Raw genomic sequence first — 16994 nt, forward strand, 5'->3', positions numbered from 1 at the left:
GTCGTCGCCGTGCGGCGTCCGTCGGCTCCGTCATCGTTTCGACCTTCCCGCCGGTGGGCGTCGCCGGGCACGCCGGAACGCCGTCGCCGGCCCGTGCTCCGTGCCGCTGTGACGACAAGGATCATGGACCACGGGTACGACAGCGACGCGGACTCCCACCGCCGCCCAAACGACCGTTAAGCTGGCAGGGTCCGGACCCGGACGCTGCACCGGCTCACCCACCCCTGGAGCTCATCGCGCTATGAACGTCGACCGGATCCTGCCCACCGACGAGGCACACGACCTGCTGGAGCTCGCCACCGAGCTCGCCGACCGGGAGTTGGCGCCGAAGGCCGCCGGCTTCGAGGAGCGGGCCGAGTTCCCCCGGGACGTGCTGCGCACACTGGGCCGGGCCGGCCTGCTCGGCCTGCCGTACGCCGAGGAGCACGGCGGCGCCGCCCAGCCGTACGAGGTGTACCTCCAGGTGCTGGAGATCCTCGCCAGCCGGTGGCTGGCCGTGGCCGAGGCGGTCAGCGTGCACACGCTGTCCTGCTACCCCCTCGCGCAGTTCGGCACCGACGCGCAGCGCAAGCTGCTGCCCGACATGATCGGCGGGGAGCTGCTCGGGGCGTACTGCCTCTCCGAGCCGCAGGGCGGGTCGGACGCGGCGTCGCTGACCACCCGGGCGGTCCGCGACGGCGACGACTACGTGGTGACCGGCACCAAGGCGTGGATCACCCATGCCCGGGTCGCCGACTTCTACAACATCTTCTGCCGCACCGGCGGGCCCGGCCCGAAGGGCATCTCCTGCCTGCTGGCCGACCGGGCCACGCCCGGCATCGCACCGCAGGCCGCCGAGCGCACCATGGGCCTGCACGCCTCCCCGGTCGCGCAGATCGCGTTCGACGACGCCCGGGTGCCGGCCGAGCGGCTGATCGGCGGCGAGGGCGCCGGTTTCACCATCGCCATGTCGGCGCTGGACTCCGGCCGCCTCGGCATCGCCGCCTGCGCGGTCGGCCTGGCGCAGGCCGCGCTGGACTACGCGGTCGACTACGCGCGCCAGCGGCAGCAGTTCGGCCGCGCCATCGTCGACTTCCAGGGGCTCGGCTTCATGCTCGCCGACCACGCCACCGGCATCTCCGCCGCCCGCGCGCTGCTGTTGGCGGCCGCGCGGCTGCGCGACGCGGGCCGGCCGTACTCGATCGAGGCGGCGAAGGCGAAGCTGTTCGCCACCGACCTGGCGATGCGGGTGACCACCGACGCGGTGCAGGTGCTCGGCGGCGCCGGCTACGTCGCCGACCACCCGGTCGAGCGGTACATGCGCGAGGCGAAGGTGCTGCAGATCGTCGAGGGCACCAACCAGATCCAGCGGCTGGTCATCTCCCGCGCCCTGGCGAAGGGCTAGCCTGTCGCGGTGACCTTCCCCCGGATCACCGCCGACCCCGACGTGATGGGCGGGGCGCCCTGCGTGCGGCAGTCCCGCGTGCCGGTGGCCACGCTGCTGGCCATGCTGGCCGACGGCATGTCCGTCACGGACATCCTCACCGATCTGCCGTTCCTCGACGAGGAGGACATGGTGGAGGTGCTGAACTACGCCGCCGACGCGGTCCGCGACCGCACGGCCCGCTGAGCGTCACCGCGGCGAGGCGGGTACGGCGTGGGAGCGCTATCTCCGGTAGGTTGCAGCGCGTGGAGGAGATCGACCGCGCGATCGTGGCCGCGCTGACCGGGGACGGTCGCCTGTCGTACACGGATCTGGCCGAGCGGGTGGGCCTGTCGGTGTCCGCCGTGCACCAGCGGGTCCGCCGGCTGGAGCAGCGCGGCGTGATCAAGGGGTACGCCGCCCGCGTGTCGTTCGAGGCGCTGGAGCTGCCGTTGACCGCCTTCGTGGCGATCCGGCCGTTCGACCCGTCGCAGCCCGACGACGCGCCGGAGCGGCTGGCCCACCTGCCCGAGATCGATTCCTGCTACTCGGTCGCGGGGGAGGATTTCTATCTCCTGCTGGTGCGGGTGGCCGGCCCGGCCGACCTGGAACGGCTGCTGCAGGAGATCCGCATCGCCGCGAACGTCACCACCCGCACCACAGTGGTGCTGTCCACGCCCTACGAGAACCGGCCGCCGAAGATCAGTGGCGAGCCGCCTGGTCGGGGCCGTTCCCGGCCGTCGTCGGAGCCGGCAGGTTCCACCGCTGGATGACCCGCCGGCCGTGCTCGTGACCGAGCACGCTGAGCGTGGCGGTGTCCAGCCGCAGCAGCCCGCCGGCCGACGGCGGCAGCCCGATCCAGCGTGCCCCGAGCACCCGCAGGCTGTGGCCGTGCCCGACCAGCGCGACGGTGCCGTGTTCCAGCAGCGGGACCACCCGGTCGAGGACCCGGTCCAGGCGGGCCCCGACGTCGTCCGGTGACTCCCCGCCGCGGCCGCCGTCGGTCCAGATGCTCCAGCCCGGTCGTTCCTGCTGGATGTCGGCGGTGGTGCGGCCCTCGTACTCGCCGTAGTTCCACTCGGCCAGCTCGGGGTCGGTGGCGTCGACGGTGAGCCCGGCCAGCAGCGCGGTGCGGGTGGCCCGCTGCCGGGGGCTGGACAGCACGCGCGCGAAGCGCCGGCCGGCGAGCAGGGGAGCGAGCGCGCGGGCCTGCCGCTCACCGTCGGCGGTCAGCTCCAGATCGGTGTACGAGGTGTGCCGGTGACTGGCGCTCCAGGTGGTTTCGCCGTGCCGCACCAGCAGGATCTCGTTCATCGGCTCAGTCAACCACGCGGGTACCGGCCCCGCCCGGCACTCACCTTCACCCTATTGTCCTAGGATGCCTTAACGGTGGTGCGCCACCGCACGTGTTTGCGATCCGAGACACCGGGGACGCGACAGAGGAACGCGCAGCCCAGACGAGGAGGGCGACATGAGCTTCACCGACAAGGCGAAGAACAAGGCCCAGGAAATGAGCGGCATGGCCAAGGAGCGCATCGGTGACGTGACCGACAACGAGCGGTTGCGGGCCGAGGGTGCCAGCGAGCAGAGCACGGCGCGCGCCAAGCAGGCCGGGGAGAACGTGAAGCAGGCCGGCCGCGACGTCAAGGACGCGTTCGAGAAGTGACGACGGACGAAGGCGGGCCACCGGAGTGCCGGTGGCCCGCCTTCGGGTGTGTGTCGGCGCGGGTCAGTCGTCGCGGTGGGCGTGCCACCAGGACTGGCCGGCCTCGGGCAGCGTGTCGATCGGGTCGTAGTAGGCGTAGCGCTTGTTGAGCGCCTCCAGGTCGGCGGACTCGATCGAGGTGCGGTAGTTCTTCGTCCAGTAGGAGATGCCGCGCTCACGGTCGTAGTCGGTGAGCATGTGCACCCAGCGCTTGCCGACGAACGGCACGTCGCAGACGATGCGCGGGGTGGCGTAGCCGGGCAGGTAGCCCATGATGTCGTGCTGGAGCTGCTGGGCGTGCCAGACCGGGACCCGCCAGTGCTCGGCGTTGGGGATCATGTCGCACATGTAGAAGTAGTACGGCAGGATGCCCGTCTCGCCCTGGAGTGCGAAGCAGAGGTCGAGCAGGTCGGCGCTGGTGGCGTTGACGCCGCGCATCAGCACGCCCTGGTTGCGGACGTCGCGGACGCCGACGTCGAGGGCGGTCTGGGCGGCCCTGGCGACCAGCGGGGTCAGCGACTGGGCGTGGTTGACGTGGGTGTGGATGGCGAGGTTGACGCCGCGCCGGGCGGCGGTGCGGGCGACGCGTTCGAGGCCCTCCACGACGTCGGGCTGGAGCCAGTGCTGGGGCAGGCCCATCAGGGCCTTCGTGGCGAGCCGGATGTCGCGGATGGTTTCGATCTCCAGCAGGCGCATGAGGTAGGACTCAAGGTTGCGCCACGGCACGTTGGCGACGTCGCCGCCGGAGACGACCACGTCGCGTACGCCGGGGTGGGCCTTGAGGTAGGCGATGTGGGCGTCGTAGCGGTCGACGGGCTTGAGCGTCAGCTTGAGCTTGTCGACGGCGGGGGTGGAGTTGCCGACGAGGTCCATGCGGGTGCAGTGGCCGCAGTACTGCGGGCAGGTGGAGAGCAGCTCGGCGAGGACCTTGGTGGGGTAGCGGTGGGTGAGGCCCTCGGCGACCCACATGTCGTGTTCGTGGAGGCTGTCGCGGCTGGCGTAGGGGTGTGAGGGCCAGTCGGTGCGCCGGTCGGAGGCGACCGGGATCATGTAGCGGCGGATCGGGTCCGCGAGCAGCGCCTCGGTGGTCATGGGCGCGAACGGCACCATCGTGTTGATCATTTGTGGCGGCACCAGCATGGACATGGTGGCCAGGGCCTTCTGGTCCGCTTCGAGGTCGGCGTAGAAGGTCTCGTCGACGGTGTCGCCGAGGACGGCGCGGAGCTGCTTGATGTTCTTGACGCAGTTGACGCGCTGCCACTGGGCGTTCTCCCACTGTTCGCGAGTGACGTGGCGCCAGCCGGGGAAGCGGGTCCAGTCGGGCTCGACCAGGGGGGCGCGCCGGTATTCGTAGGGCTGTCCGGCGGCGGGGACGGCGACCGGCGTGGAGCGGGGCGTCGGGATGGTCTCCACCGGTTGGGTCTGGGTCACGGCCCCTCCTCGTCTGCGGTGCGGGTTGATCAACCTTGCGAAGGCTACTGGAAAATCTGCGGTGAAGAAATTAGTCTGCCGTAAGTTTTCCCGCGACGCGAACCCCACCCCGGGGTTCGGGCGGCTGGACGTAGGGGGTCGGCGTGACGTCACCGGTGGGTCTGCACCGAGTCGTGGAACCGGCGGGGGTGCTGCCGCAGGCGGCCTGGCGGCTGGACGCCGACCCGCGGATCGCGGCGAACGAGGTGCGGATCCGGGTGGAGCGGCTGAACCTGGACGCGGCGAGTTTCCGGCAGCTGGCGGAGAAGCACGGCGGGGACGGGGAGAAGGTCCGCGCCGAGGTGCTGGAGATCATCTCGACCCGGGGGAAGATGCAGAACCCGGTGACCGGGTCCGGCGGGATGCTGATCGGCACGGTGGAGGAGGCGGGCCGCCGGTCCCCGCTGGGGCTGCGCGCGGGCGACCGGGTGGCCACGCTGGTGTCGTTGACGCTGACGCCGTTGACGATCTCCGACGGGCTGGCCCGGTGGGACGGGCGCAGCGAGCAGGTGCCGTGTGACGGGTACGCGATCCTGTTCGCCCGGTCGATCGCCGCGGTGCTGCCGGCGGATCTGCATCCGGAGCTGTCCCTGGCCGTGCTGGACGTGTGTGGGGCGCCGGCGTTGACGGCGCGGGTGGTGGCCGAGCAGGTGGCGCGGCGGGCCCGGGCGGGTGACGCGCGTCCGGTGTCGGTGGCGGTGATCGGTGGGGCCGGTAAGAGCGGGTCGTTGTCCCTGGCGGCGGCGCGGCGCGCGGGCGCGGGTCGTACGGTCGGGGTGGTGCCGGTGGCGGCGGAGCGGGACGCGCTGACGGGGGCCGGGTTGGCCGACGCGGTGGCGCTGGCGGACGCGCGGGATCCGGTGGGGTTGTCGTCGGCGGTGACCACGGCGTTGGGGGTGCCGGCGGACGTGACGGTGGTGTGCGTGGACGTGCCGGGGTGTGAGCACGGCGCGGTGTTGGCCACGGCGGACGGCGGGACGGTGATCTTCTTCTCGATGGCGACGAGTTTCGCGGCGGCGGCGTTGGGGGCGGAGGGTCTGGCGGCGGACGTGACGATGCTGGTGGGGAACGGGTTCGTGCCGGGGCACGCGGAGCTGGCGTTGGAGTTGTTGCGGGCCGAGCCGGGGGTGCGTGGTCTGTTCGAGGCGCGGCTGGCGGCAGACTGAGGTCATGACGAACCCCTCGACGCTGTACCGCGGTGGAGTGTTGCATTGTCCGGCCGAGCCGAGCGCGACGGCGTTGTTGGTGCGGGACGGGCGGATCGCCTGGTTGGGTGCGGACGCGGAGGCGCCGTCGGCGGACCGGGTGGTGGAGTTGGACGGCGCGTTGGTGACGCCGGCGTTCGTGGACGCGCACGTGCACGCGACGGATACCGGTCTGGCGTTGTCGGGGCTGGATCTGTCGGGGGTGCGGTCGGCCGGGGAGCTGTTGGACGCGGTGTCGGCGTTCGCGGCGGGGTTGCCGGGTGACGCGGTGGTGTTGGGGCACGGTTGGGACGAGTCGACGTGGGTGACGCCGGTGGTGCCGGACGCGGCGGCGGTGGATCGGGCGGCGGGTGGGCGGCGGGTGTATCTGTCGCAGGCGTCGATCCATTCGGCGTTGGTGTCGGCGGCGTTGCTGGCGGCGTGTCCGGAGGTGTCGTCGGTGGCGGGGTACGACCCGTCGGGTTGGTTGCGGCGGGACGCGCATCATGTGGTGCGGGCGGCGGCGTTCGGGTCGGTGACGCGGGCGCAGCGGGTGGCGGCGCAGCGGCGGGCGTTGGGGCATGCGGCGTCGTTGGGTATCGCGGCGGTGCACGAGTGCGGTGGTCCGGGCATTTCGGACGAGGAGGACTTCACCGGGTTGTTGGGCATCTCGGGGGCCGGGGTGCCGGAGGTGTACGGGTACTGGGGTGAGTTGCTGGGTGCGGCGAAGGCCCGGGAGTTGGGTGCGGTGGGTGCGGGTGGGGATCTGTTCGCGGACGGGGCGTTGGGGTCGCGGACGGCGCACGTGTCGGCGGCGTATCTGGACGGGGAGCCGGGGGCGTGTGGGCACGGGTACGTGTCGGCGGAGCAGGTTCGTGATCATTTGTTGGACTGTGCGGCGCACGGGATGCAGGGCGGGTTCCACGCGATCGGGGACGCGGCGATCGGCACGGTGTTGGCGGGGTTCGCGGCGGCGGCGGAGAAGGTGGGCACGGAGCGGTTGCGGGCGGCGCGGCACCGGGTGGAGCACGCGGAGATCATGAGCAAGCGGTTGATCGCCGGGTTCGTGGAGTTCGGGATCGTGGCGTCGATGCAGCCGGCGTTCGACAGGTTGTGGGGTGGCGCGGGTCGGATGTACGAGTCGCGGTTGGGTTTGTCCCGGTCGTTGGAGTCGAATCCGATGGGTGCGATGCACGGGGTGGGGGTGGCGTTGGCGTTCGGTTCGGATTCGCCGGTGACGCCGTTGGATCCGTGGGGTTCGGTGCGGGCGGCGGCGGCGCATCACAATCCGTCGCAGCGGATGAGTGTGCGGGCGGCGTTCGCGGCGCACACCCGCGGCGGGTGGCGGGCGGTGCATCTGGACAGCGAGGGGGTGCTGGCGTTGGGGGCGCCGGCGACGTTCGCGGTGTGGGATGCGCCGGCCGGGGTGGACCGGGGGTTGCCGGTGGTGTTGGCGGCGGATCCGGAGTTGCGGGGGCCGGATGATGCGACGCCGCTGCCGGTGTGTCGGGCGACGGTGTTGCGCGGTGACGTGATCTATCAGGAAGGGTCTTCGTGACAGGGAAGCTTGGGCTGGATCCGGTGCTGGTGTCGCGGGCGCGGGAGTTGGCGCGTCGGGCGGGGCAGCCGGTGGTGGATCTGGCGCGCAGCCATACCACGGTGTCGGTGGAGCGGGCGGTGCTGCGGCTGGCCGGGGTGTCGGGCGCGGACCCGGACGGTATTCCGTGGGTGAACCGTCTGGTGGACGCCGTGGTGGCGGATGTGGGCCTGGGTCACGGGGTGGCGTTGCCGGTGTTCGACGCGTTGGCGCGGGAGGGCATCTCGGATGTGACGTTGCTGGCGCAGAAGGCGGCGGCGGGGTCGGTGCGGTTCGGGGTGCCGTCTTCGAAGGCGGCCACGGCGGCCCGCCGGGCGGCCCGGAAGGCGGTCGCGGCGGGGATCCGGCAGATCGACCGGCGGCGCGCGGAGCGGGATCGGCTGGTGCGGCGGCACGGGGATCCGAAGCAGCGGCCGTGGATCTATCTGATCGTGGCGACGGGCGACATCTACGAGGACATTCCGCAGGCGCAGGCGGCGGCGCGGGCGGGCGCGGACGTGATCGCGGTGATCCGGTCGACGGGGCAGTCGTTGTTGGACTACGTGCCGGAGGGGGCGACCCGGGAGGGGTTCGCGGGCACGTACGCGACGCAGGAGAACTTCCGGTTGATGCGGGCGGCGTTGGACGAGACGTCGCGGGAGTTGGGCCGGTACGTGCGGTTGACGAACTACGCGTCGGGGCTGTGCATGCCGGAGATGGCGACCCTCGCGGGCCTGGAGCGGCTGGACATGATGCTCAACGACTCGATGTACGGGATTCTGTTCCGGGACATCAACCCGATCCGGACGTTCGTGGATCAGCGGTTCTCGCGGCAGGTGCACGCGCGGGCGGGGATCATCATCAACACCGGTGAGGACAACTACCTGACCACGGCGGATGCGGTGGACGAGGCGCACACGGTGACGGTGTCGCAGTTGCTCAACGAGTTCTTCGCGCACGAGGCGGGGTTGTCGGACGGCTTGTTGGGGCTGGGGCACGCGTTCGAGATCAATCCGGATGTGCCGGAGTCGTTCCGGTTGGAGTTGGCGCACGCGTTGTTGGCGCGGGAGTTGTTCCCGGACGCGCCGTTGAAGTGGATGCCGCCGACGAAGCACATGACCGGGGACGTGTTCCGGGGGAACCTGTTGGACGGGTTCTTCAACCTGGTCGGGACCATGACGGGGCAGGGCATTCTGCTGGTGGGGATGATGACGGAGGCGGTGGTGACGCCGTGGCTGTCGGACCGGGACGTCGCGTTGCAGAACGTGCGGTACGTGTTGGGCGCGGCGGGTGGGTTGCACGAGGATTTCGTGCCGGCGCCGGGCGGGTTCATCCAGCAGCGGGCGCATCGGGTGCTGGGTGAGGCGGTGGAGTTGTTGGAGCGGATCGGGGAGCAGTCGTTGTTGACGGCGATCGCCGAGGGCACGTTCGGGATCATGAAGCGGCCGGCGGACCGGGGCAAGGGTCTGGACGGGGTGGCGCGGCACGAGGGTGACTACTACAACCCGGCGACGGAGATCCTGGAGCAGCCCTCATGACGGGGAAGACGGTGGTGCGGCCGTACGGGGACACCACGGGTGACGGCATGGTGCAGGTGTCGTTCACGTTGCCGGTGCCGCACGACAAGCGGGCCGAGGGCGCCGCGGTGCAGTTGGCGAACAAGATGGGCATGGATCCGGCGATGCTGGTGCACGCCAAGCCGATCGGGGACGGGTTCACGTTCTTCGTGGTGTACGGGCGGGTGAACCACCTGGTCGACCTGGACAGGGTGCAGGTGGTGGAGCGGGACTTTCCGCTGCTGTCGGCCAAGGAGGTCAACACGGTGGTGAAGCAGCGGATGCGTCGCAAGTTGTCGGTGGTGGGGGCGTGTATCGGCACGGACGCGCACACCGTGGGCATCGACGCGATCCTGAACGTGAAGGGCATCGCCGGGGAGAAGGGTCTGGAGTACTACCGGGAGTTGAAGGTCAGCAATCTGGGTGCGCAGGTGAGTGTGCCGGAGCTGGTCGAGGCGGCCCGGAAGGAGAAGGCCGACGCGGTGCTGGTGTCGCAGGTGGTGACGCAGCGTGACGCGCATCTGCACAACACGCGGGAGATGTCGGCGGCGTTCCGGGAGGCGATGCCGGCCGGGAAGCGGCCCCTGCTGATCGTGGGTGGGCCGCGTTTCGACGAGACGATGACCGGCGAGTTGGGCGTGGACCGGATCTTCGGTCGCGGGACGACTCCGGGTGAGGTGGCCAGTTACCTCGTGCACGCGTTGATCACTTCCAGGAAGGCGAGCAGTTGAGCGAGCAGGATCCCCGGGTGGGGTTGACCGTCACGCACCGCCGGTATGTGCCGTACTCGCACGCCCACTACGCCGGGAACCTGGTGGACGGGGCGTACGCGTTGGGGTTGTTCGGGGACGTGGCCACCGAGGTGTGCATCCGTACCGACGGTGACGAGGGGTTGTTCGCGTCCTACTCCGATGTGCAGTTCCGGGCGCCGATGAAGGCCGGTGACGTGTTGGAGGTGGTCGCGACCGTCATCCGGGTCGGCACTCGCAGCCGCACCATCGACTTCGCCGCGCGGGTGGTGTGCCGGGGCCGCCCCGACCGGGGTGAGTCGGCCGCCGAGGTGCTCGCCGAGCCGGTCGTGGCGGTCACCGCCACCGGCACGGTGGTCGTTCCTCCAGCGGCGTGAGCATGGTTCTGCGGCGCCCGGGGTCGCTGACGAAGGGCAGCGGCGCGTGAACCTCGCCGTCTGCGCCGATGTCGGGTCGACGTACACGAAGGCCGCGGTGGTGGACCTCGACGGTGGTCGGCTGGTCGGCGCGGCGGCCGCGCCGACGACGGTGGGCACCGACGTGTTGCACGGTCTGGACGCGGCGGTGGGCGCTGCCACCGGCGGGCTGGCCGGCGGGGACCTGCCCTGGTATGTGTGTTCGTCGGCGGGGGGTGGGCTGCGGCTGGCCGTGGTCGGCTACGAGCCTCTGGTGACGGCGCAGGCGGGCCGGCGGGTCGGGTTGTCCGCCGGGGCGAATGTGGTGCACGTGGCGGCCGGGCGGCTCGGGCGGGCCGACCTGGCGGCGTTGCGGGCCGCCCGGCCCGATGTGGTGCTGCTCGTGGGCGGCACCGACGGCGGTGACGCGGACACCCTCACCCACAACGCGACCCGGTTGGCGCGGGCGCGCTGGCGGGTGCCGGTGGTGCTGGCCGGCAACGTCGACGTGCGGGGCGATCTGGGTGCCGTGTTGTCCGCGGCGGGGGTGCCGGTGACCGCCGCGGACAACGTGTTGCCGCGGATCGGGGTGCTGACGCCCGGCCCGGCCCGCGCGGCGATCCGGGAGGTGTTCCTGCGGCACGTCATCGGTGGGAAGAAGTTGTCCCGCGGTGGTCGTTTCGCCCGGTTGGTGCGGGCGGCCACCCCGGACGCGGTGCTCACCGGGGTGGAGGCTCTGGCCGACGCGCTCGGCGGGGACCTGGCCGTCGTCGACGTCGGTGGCGCCACCACCGACGTCTATTCGGTGCTCACGCCCGACGAGCGGGACAGCGGTCCCGGCCAGGAGGTCGCCGGCACGCTGTGGCGGGCCCGCACCGTCGAGGGGGATCTGGGGATGCGGTGGAGCGCCCCGGGTGTGGTGCGGGCCGCCGTCGAGGAGCGGCTGCTCGCGGTGGGGGAGGCCGACGACCTGGCGGCTGCGGCGGCGGTGCGGGCCGCGGATCCCGGGTTCCTGCCCGTCGACGACGCCGACCGGGCGGCGGAGCGGCGGATCGCCGGGCTGGCCGCGACGGTGGCGTTGCGTCGGCATGCCCGGGGCGCGGCGACCGGTGAACGCGCCGGCCGGGATCTGCGGGACGTGAAGGTGATGGTCGGCTCCGGTGGGGTGTTGCGGCACGCCGCGCCGGTCGACGCCGCCGGTGTGCTCGCGGCGGTGCTCGGTGACCACGCCGGGGGGTGGCCGCTGCCGCGGGCGGCGCGCGCCGTCGTCGACGTCGACTACGTGCTGGCCGCCGGTGGGTTGCTCGCGGTTGATCATCCGGGCGCGGCGGCGGCCCTGCTGCGTCGGCATCTGGCCGGCTGAGCGGGCGGCCGTCGGGTGTCGGCGTATCGAGACGCGCCGACGCGACACGCCGTGGCGCAACACACGACAGGCCGGGGTGGGTTGACAGCGGCGGGGGTGCACGCCGTACCGTCTTTGAGTCCTACCACGGGAAGCGGCTGTTGTTCGTTTCGTCCTCTCGTCCGCTGGCCGAGTGACCGGAAGGTTGCGGCGGCCAGGTCCAGCGGGCGGGGGTCGGCGGGGCGGCGCGAACCGGTCGCGGTTACCGGTGTACGGGCAGGGTGAGAGGAACGGCCAGTAGACAACGGCCAGGCGGGGGCAGCCAGTCCACGTCCGGTCGGTCCGAAGGTCGGCGCCGATCGTCCTCGCCCCACCGGCCGGGGAGGGCCTGGGAGCATCGGGGCGCGGCTTGGGCCGCGCCCCGATTTCCGTCGCCGGGGCACCTACGGGCGCCTCGACGCGGCGGCCGGGTAGCCTTCGGCCCGTGATCGTGGTGAGGTGCCGGTGACGACGCTCGACCGGGAACAGCCGCGTGCCACCGACGGGGCACGCCATCCGGGTGCCGTGGCGCGTCCGCTGCCGCTGAGGCTGGCCGTGCCGGCCGCCGTGTCGGCCGGGCTGGCGTTGCTGGTGGCGTTCCCACCGTACGGGCTGTGGCCCCTCGCGCCGGTCGGGGTGGCGTTGCTGGCCGCCGCGGCGCACCGGCGGCGGCTGCGTGCCGGCGCCGGGTTGGGTTTCCTGGCCGGGGTGGCGTTGTTCGCGCCGCTGCTGGAATGGACGAATCTGCACACCGGTTGGCTGCCGTGGGCGCTGTTGTCGCTGTTGCAGGCCGGCTACCTGGCGCTGCTGGGCGCCGCGACGGCCTGGGTGTCGCCGCTGGCCGACCGGTGGCGGGTGGGGTGGCCGCTGCTGACCGGGGTGCTGTGGGTGGGGCAGGAGGCGCTGCGCGACCGCACGCCGTTCGGGGGCTTCCCGTGGGGGCGGCTGGCGTTCAGCCAGGACACGTCGCCGCTGCTGCGGCTGGCCGCGCTCGGCGGCGCGCCGCTTGTCACGTTCGCCGTGGCGCTCGCCGGTGGGCTGTTGCTCGCCGTGGCGTGGCGGGACTGGCGCCGCCGGGCGGGGCAGTGGCGGCCGGTCGCCGGGCTGACCGCCGTGCTGGTGGCGTTGCTGGCCGCCGGGGCGGCCGTCCCGGTCGGGGTACGCGGCGGCGGGGACACCGTGACCGTGGCGATCGTGCAGGGCAACGTGCCGCGTCTCGGGCTGGACTTCAACGCCCAGCGGCAGGCGGTGCTCAACAACCACGTCGACGCCACCGTCGAGTTGGCCGAGCGGGTCGGTCGCGGCGAGGCGCAGCGTCCCGACCTGGTGGTGTGGCCGGAGAACTCCAGCGACATCGACCCGCTGCGTAATCCGGGGGCCGGTTACCGCATCTCGCAGGCCGCCGACGCGATCGGCGCGCCGATCCTGGTCGGCGCCGTGCTGTCGGGTCCCGGCCCGGGTCAGGTCCGCAACGCGGGCCTGCTGTGGCGGCCCGGCAGCGGCCCGGACCTGGGCCAGGTGTACACGAAGCGGCATCCGGTGCCGTTCGCCGAGTACGTGCCGCTGCGGGCGATCGCCCGGAAGGTCAGCGCCGAGGTCGACCGGGTGCGCTCCGATTTCGTCCCCGGTGACCGGCCGGGGGTGCTCGATGCCGGGGTGGCCACGCTGGGCGACGTGATCTGTTTCGAGGTCGCCTACGACGGCATCGTGCGGGACACCGTCACCGGCGGCGCGCAACTGCTGGTGGTGCAGACCAACAACGCCACGTTCGACGTGGCGGAGGCCCGCCAGCAGTTGGCGATGGTGCGGCTGCGGGCCGTCGAGCACGGCCGTGCCGCGTTGATGGCCTCCACGGTGGGGGTGTCCGGGTTCGTTTCCCCGGATGGGCGGGTAGACGGTGCCACCGGGTTCAACACCGCCGAGGTGGTGGTGCGGCAGATGCGACTCGGGGACGGGCGTACCCCGGCCACCGTGGTCGGGGCGTGGCCGGAGGTGGCGTTCGCGGCCCTCGGGGTCGCGGCCCTGCTCGGCGCGGCCGTGGCGCGTCGACGCCGGGAGGTCGTTCCCGGCTGAGCCGAGGAGAGGCGGTACGACGGTGGGTGCGCAAGCCGGCCATCCCGGGGTGGGGCGGGTCCTGGTGGTCATCCCCACCTACAACGAGGCGGACAACGTGCGGCGGATCGTCGCCCGGGTCCGCGCGGCGGCGCCAGCGGTGGACGTGCTCGTCGCCGACGACAACAGCCCGGACGGCACCGGCGGCATCGCCGAGGCGATCTCCGGTGTCGACCCGCAGGTGCACGTGCTGCACCGGCCCGGCAAGGATGGTCTCGGTGCGGCCTACCTGGCCGGGTTCGGGTGGGCGCGGGAGCGCGGCTACGACGCGGTGGTGGAGATGGACGCCGACGGGTCGCACGCCCCGGAGGACCTGCCGGCGCTGCTGGCCGCCGCCCGCGACGCCGACGTGGTGATCGGCTCGCGGTGGACGCGCGGCGCGCGGGTGCTGAACTGGCCGTGGCGGCGGTTGCTGTTGTCGCGGGTCGGCAACCTGTACGCGCGGGTGGCGTTGGGCATGCCGGTCAGCGACGCCACCGGCGGTTACCGGGTGTACCGCTCGGCGGTGCTGGACGCCATCGACCTGGGGTCGGTGCGGTCGCAGGGGTACGCGTTCCAGGTGGAGTTGTCCCGGCTGGCGCACCGTGCCGGGGTGCGCATCGTGGAGGTGCCGATCACGTTCGCCGAGCGGGAACACGGCGACAGCAAGATGAGTCCGTTGATCGTGGCGGAGGCGTTGTGGTGGGTCACCCGGTGGGGGGTGCGGGACCGTCGGGCGGCGGTGCGGGGCCGCCCGGACGCGTTGGCCCGGTGGCCGTGAGCGGGGGCGTGTCATGCTGGAGGGGCGTGACGACACGTGTGGGCCGATGAGGTGAGATGCGCCGAGGACTGAAATTCGTACCGTTGGCTCTGCTGTTGCTGACGCTGCTGGAGCTGGCCGTTTTCGTCCTGGTCGGGCGGGCCGTCGGGTTCGGTGCGGCGCTGCTGCTGGTGTTCGCGGCGTCGCTGCTGGGTCTGGTGCTGCTGCGCCGGGAGGGCATGCGGGCGTGGCGGCGGTTCCGGGCCGCCGCGCAGGCCGGCCAGCCGCCGGGGCCGCAGGTGACCGACGGCCTGGTGGGGCTGGTGGGTGCGCTGTTGTTGGCGTTGCCGGGGCTGGTCAGCGGCGCGGTGGGGCTGCTGCTGCTGGTGCCGCCGCTGCGGCGCCTCGCCGGTGGTGGGGTGCGCCGTACCGCGGAGCGGCGGGTGTCGTCGATGGTCGCCGGTGACCTGTTCGGTCCGCGTCGGGTGCGGGTGTACCCGGGTGCGCCGCAGCCCGCGCCGGCGCCGTCGCCGCAGTCGCCGCCGGCGGGGCAGTCGCCGCAGCCGGGGCCGGCCATCGAGGGTGAGATCGTGGACCGTTGAGATCGTCGCGGACGTGACGAAGCGCCCCCGGGGATGATCTCCCCGGGGGCGCTTCGTCGTTGTCGGTGCTCAGGCGCGCCCGCGTCGGGTGCGGACCTCCTGGAGCCGCTCGGCGAGGATGTCCTCCAGCTCGGCGATGGACCGCCGCTCCAGCAGCATGTCCCAGTGGGTACGCGGCGGCTTGGCCTTCTTCTGCTCCGGCTCGTTGCCGTCGACCAGCCGGGCGACGCTGCCGTCGAACTTGCACTCCCAGGTCGTGGGGACCTCCGCGTCGACGGCGAACGGCACCTCGAACTGGTGGCCCTTGGCGCACAGGTACTCGCGGGTCTGACGCGGCGCGAGCTCCGTGTTGCGGTCGGATTCGTAGCTGACCGCGCCCAGCCGGCTACCGCGCAGCATACGCTCGCCCATGATCGACTTCCCCTCGTTCGTGGTGCTGGTCCTCAGGTGTAACGGCCGGTCACCGCCCGCCCATTCCCCACCCGCGTCGGTCGGGCCGTACGCGGGTCGGGAGCGTCAAGGGTAACCGGCCGGGGCAGCCGCCCGAATCGGCTGGAGTGTTTCGCCCGTCACCGGGGATGTTACCCACCATGCGTGCCGGAGGTGACGATGAGCAGTGACGCGCCGGTCGGGGCCCGACCGCCCGCGGGTCGGACCTTCTTCGGTCACCCGCGGGCGCTGTCCACCCTCTTCCTCACCGAGATGTGGGAGCGGTTCAGCTTCTACGGCATGCGGGCCATCCTGGTGCTGTACCTGACCGCGACGGTCGCCGACGGCGGTCTCGGCGTCGGCGAGTCCACCGCCAACGCCGTGTACGGCACGTACAACGCGATGGTCTACCTGATGGCGCTGCCCGGCGGCTGGGTCGCCGACCGGCTGCTCGGGGCCCGGCGCAGCGTGCTGTGGGGCGGCGTGGTGATCGCCGCCGGCCACTACGTGATGGCGGTGCCCACCGGGTGGAGCGTGTTCGCCGGCATGGCGTTGATCGTGCTCGGCACCGGCCTGCTCAAACCCAACATCTCCACCATGGTCGGTGACCTGTACGAGCGGGACTCGCCGCGCCGCGACGCCGGCTTCTCGATCTTCTACATGGGCATCAACCTGGGCGCGTTCATCGCGCCGCTGATCACCGGTTTCCTCGGCGAGAAGATCAACTGGCATCTGGGGTTCGGCGCGGCCGCGGTCGGCATGACCTTCGGCGTGGCGCAGTACGTGCTCGGCCGCCGCAACCTGGGCGACGCCGGCGCCCGCCCCGCCGACCCGCTGCTCGGCGCCGACCGGCGGCGGGCGCTGACCCGCGCCGGCGCGGTCACCGCCGTGCTGCTGGTGGTCCTGCTGGGGTTGCTGCTGACCGGCTGGTTCACCGTGAACACGGTGGTCAACCTGCTCACCGCGGTGACCGTGCTGGTGACCGTCGGCTACTTCGCGCGGATCCTCACCGACCGGGAGATCAGCGGCACCGAACGCCGCCGGATGAAGGCGTACGTGTGGCTGTTCGTGTTCGCCGCCGCGTTCTGGCTGATCTACGACCAGGCCGGCTCGGTGCTGAACATCTTCGCCGCCGAGCGCACCGACCGGAACGTGGCCGGGTTCACGTTCCCGGCGTCCTGGCTCCAGTCGGTCAACCCGATCCTGATCATCATCGGCGCGCCGCTGGCCGCCTGGCTGTGGCTGCGCCTGGGCCACCGGGTGTCGACACCGACGAAGTTCGCCGTCGGCCTGGTCCTCAACGGCCTGTCGTTCGTGCTGATGGCCGCCGCCGCGCAGGCCGCCGTCGGCGGCGACCTGGTCTCCCCGTGGTGGCTGGTCGCGGTGTACGCGATCCAGGTCGCCGGCGAGCTGTCGCTGAGCCCGGTGGGCCTGTCGGCCACCACGAAACTGGCCCCGGTGAAGTACGCCAGCCAGATGCTGGGCCTGTGGTTCCTCGCCACCGCCGTCGGCGACGCGATCGGCGGTCAGGTCGCCCGGCTGGCGCAGAACTGGTCGCAGTCGGCGTACTTCCTGACGTTCGGGCTGGCGTCGGTGCTGCTGGGGGTGGCCGCGGTGATGTTCACCCGGCAGATCCGCGGCCTGATGGCCGGCATCCACTGACCGGCGCCCGCGAGCCGGCCCAGCGCCGGACG

General features: G+C 72.3%; 17 protein-coding genes. 14 read left to right on the forward strand and 3 right to left on the reverse strand.

Annotated features, from left to right (window positions below; all coding sequences use genetic code 11):
* Positions 1-241: 241 nt before the first annotated feature.
* Genes ACLQ2W_RS21600 through ACLQ2W_RS21610 form a run of 3 tightly spaced genes read left to right on the forward strand, consistent with a single transcriptional unit; the run spans position 242 to position 2175 of the window.
* Entirely contained in the window at positions 242-1384 is a 1143-nt protein-coding gene (locus ACLQ2W_RS21600; RefSeq protein ID WP_425788056.1) for an acyl-CoA dehydrogenase family protein, read from the forward strand.
* 9 nt (positions 1385-1393) lie between these two features.
* On the forward strand, positions 1394-1609 hold the full coding sequence (locus ACLQ2W_RS21605) for a DUF433 domain-containing protein (protein WP_107156812.1): 216 nt from the start codon (positions 1394-1396) through the stop codon (positions 1607-1609).
* Between the two features lie 59 nt (positions 1610-1668).
* Positions 1669-2175: an Lrp/AsnC family transcriptional regulator gene (locus ACLQ2W_RS21610; RefSeq protein WP_425788059.1), complete on the forward strand. Its 507-nt coding sequence runs from the start codon at positions 1669-1671 to the stop codon at positions 2173-2175.
* Here ACLQ2W_RS21610 and ACLQ2W_RS21615 read toward each other — a convergent pair.
* Positions 2105-2716, reverse strand: a complete 612-nt coding sequence (locus ACLQ2W_RS21615; protein ID WP_425788061.1) for a histidine phosphatase family protein — start codon at positions 2714-2716, stop codon at positions 2105-2107. The two genes, ACLQ2W_RS21610 and ACLQ2W_RS21615, sit on opposite strands and share 71 nt — an antisense overlap.
* A 157-nt stretch (positions 2717-2873) precedes the next feature.
* Between ACLQ2W_RS21615 and ACLQ2W_RS21620 the strand changes: the two genes are divergently transcribed.
* Positions 2874-3068 (forward strand): CsbD family protein, encoded by a 195-nt coding sequence (locus ACLQ2W_RS21620; protein WP_091057359.1) that lies wholly within the window; start codon positions 2874-2876, stop codon positions 3066-3068.
* Positions 3069-3131: 63 nt separating this feature from the next.
* Here ACLQ2W_RS21620 and ACLQ2W_RS21625 read toward each other — a convergent pair whose 3' ends face one another.
* Positions 3132-4538, reverse strand: coding sequence for a KamA family radical SAM protein (locus tag ACLQ2W_RS21625; RefSeq protein WP_374709240.1), 1407 nt, complete (start codon positions 4536-4538; stop codon positions 3132-3134).
* A 155-nt stretch (positions 4539-4693) separates the two neighbouring features.
* Here ACLQ2W_RS21625 and ACLQ2W_RS21630 point away from each other — a divergent pair, with 155 nt between their 5' ends.
* The 9 genes from ACLQ2W_RS21630 (at position 4694) to ACLQ2W_RS21670 (ending at position 14871) form a co-directional block, all read left to right on the forward strand.
* The gene (locus ACLQ2W_RS21630; protein ID WP_425788484.1) at positions 4694-5743 is read left to right on the forward strand and encodes a zinc-binding alcohol dehydrogenase; all 1050 of its coding nucleotides are present in this window, start codon (positions 4694-4696) and stop codon (positions 5741-5743) included.
* A 4-nt stretch (positions 5744-5747) separates the two neighbouring features.
* Positions 5748-7319 (forward strand): amidohydrolase, encoded by a 1572-nt coding sequence (locus ACLQ2W_RS21635; protein WP_425788064.1) that lies wholly within the window; start codon positions 5748-5750, stop codon positions 7317-7319.
* The gene (locus tag ACLQ2W_RS21640; RefSeq protein WP_425788066.1) at positions 7316-8875 is read left to right on the forward strand and encodes a lysine 5,6-aminomutase subunit alpha; all 1560 of its coding nucleotides are present in this window, start codon (positions 7316-7318) and stop codon (positions 8873-8875) included. Before ACLQ2W_RS21635 ends, ACLQ2W_RS21640 begins: the two co-directional genes overlap by 4 nt.
* Positions 8872-9624 (forward strand): OAM dimerization domain-containing protein, encoded by a 753-nt coding sequence (locus ACLQ2W_RS21645; protein WP_425788068.1) that lies wholly within the window; start codon positions 8872-8874, stop codon positions 9622-9624. Before ACLQ2W_RS21640 ends, ACLQ2W_RS21645 begins: the two co-directional genes overlap by 4 nt.
* Positions 9621-10019 carry a hotdog domain-containing protein gene (locus ACLQ2W_RS21650; RefSeq protein ID WP_425788070.1) on the forward strand — a complete coding sequence of 133 codons (399 nt, stop codon included), beginning with the start codon at positions 9621-9623 and terminating at the stop codon, positions 10017-10019. Before ACLQ2W_RS21645 ends, ACLQ2W_RS21650 begins: the two co-directional genes overlap by 4 nt.
* Positions 10020-10065: 46 nt before the next feature.
* Positions 10066-11400 carry a glutamate mutase L gene (locus ACLQ2W_RS21655; RefSeq protein WP_425788072.1) on the forward strand — a complete coding sequence of 445 codons (1335 nt, stop codon included), beginning with the start codon at positions 10066-10068 and terminating at the stop codon, positions 11398-11400.
* A gap of 483 nt (positions 11401-11883) precedes the next feature.
* Complete coding sequence (gene lnt / locus ACLQ2W_RS21660; protein WP_425788074.1) at positions 11884-13491, forward strand: apolipoprotein N-acyltransferase; 1608 nt, start codon at positions 11884-11886, stop codon at positions 13489-13491.
* A gap of 22 nt (positions 13492-13513) precedes the next feature.
* Positions 13514-14290 carry a polyprenol monophosphomannose synthase gene (locus ACLQ2W_RS21665; RefSeq protein ID WP_425788076.1) on the forward strand — a complete coding sequence of 259 codons (777 nt, stop codon included), beginning with the start codon at positions 13514-13516 and terminating at the stop codon, positions 14288-14290.
* A 56-nt stretch (positions 14291-14346) separates the two neighbouring features.
* Complete coding sequence (locus ACLQ2W_RS21670) at positions 14347-14871, forward strand: FxsA family protein (RefSeq protein WP_425788078.1); 525 nt, start codon at positions 14347-14349, stop codon at positions 14869-14871.
* A 69-nt stretch (positions 14872-14940) separates the two neighbouring features.
* On the opposite strand, the gene ACLQ2W_RS21675 is transcribed toward ACLQ2W_RS21670, so the two are convergent.
* Complete coding sequence (locus ACLQ2W_RS21675; RefSeq protein ID WP_007460094.1) at positions 14941-15282, reverse strand: RNA polymerase-binding protein RbpA; 342 nt, start codon at positions 15280-15282, stop codon at positions 14941-14943.
* Positions 15283-15480: 198 nt separating this feature from the next.
* Between ACLQ2W_RS21675 and ACLQ2W_RS21680 the strand changes: the two genes are divergently transcribed.
* Positions 15481-16962: a peptide MFS transporter gene (locus tag ACLQ2W_RS21680; protein WP_425788080.1), complete on the forward strand. Its 1482-nt coding sequence runs from the start codon at positions 15481-15483 to the stop codon at positions 16960-16962.
* Positions 16963-16994: the final 32 nt, after the last annotated feature.

Source organism: Micromonospora sp. DT227 (genome assembly GCF_049841835.1).
Taxonomy (GTDB): Bacteria; Actinomycetota; Actinomycetes; order Mycobacteriales; family Micromonosporaceae; genus Micromonospora.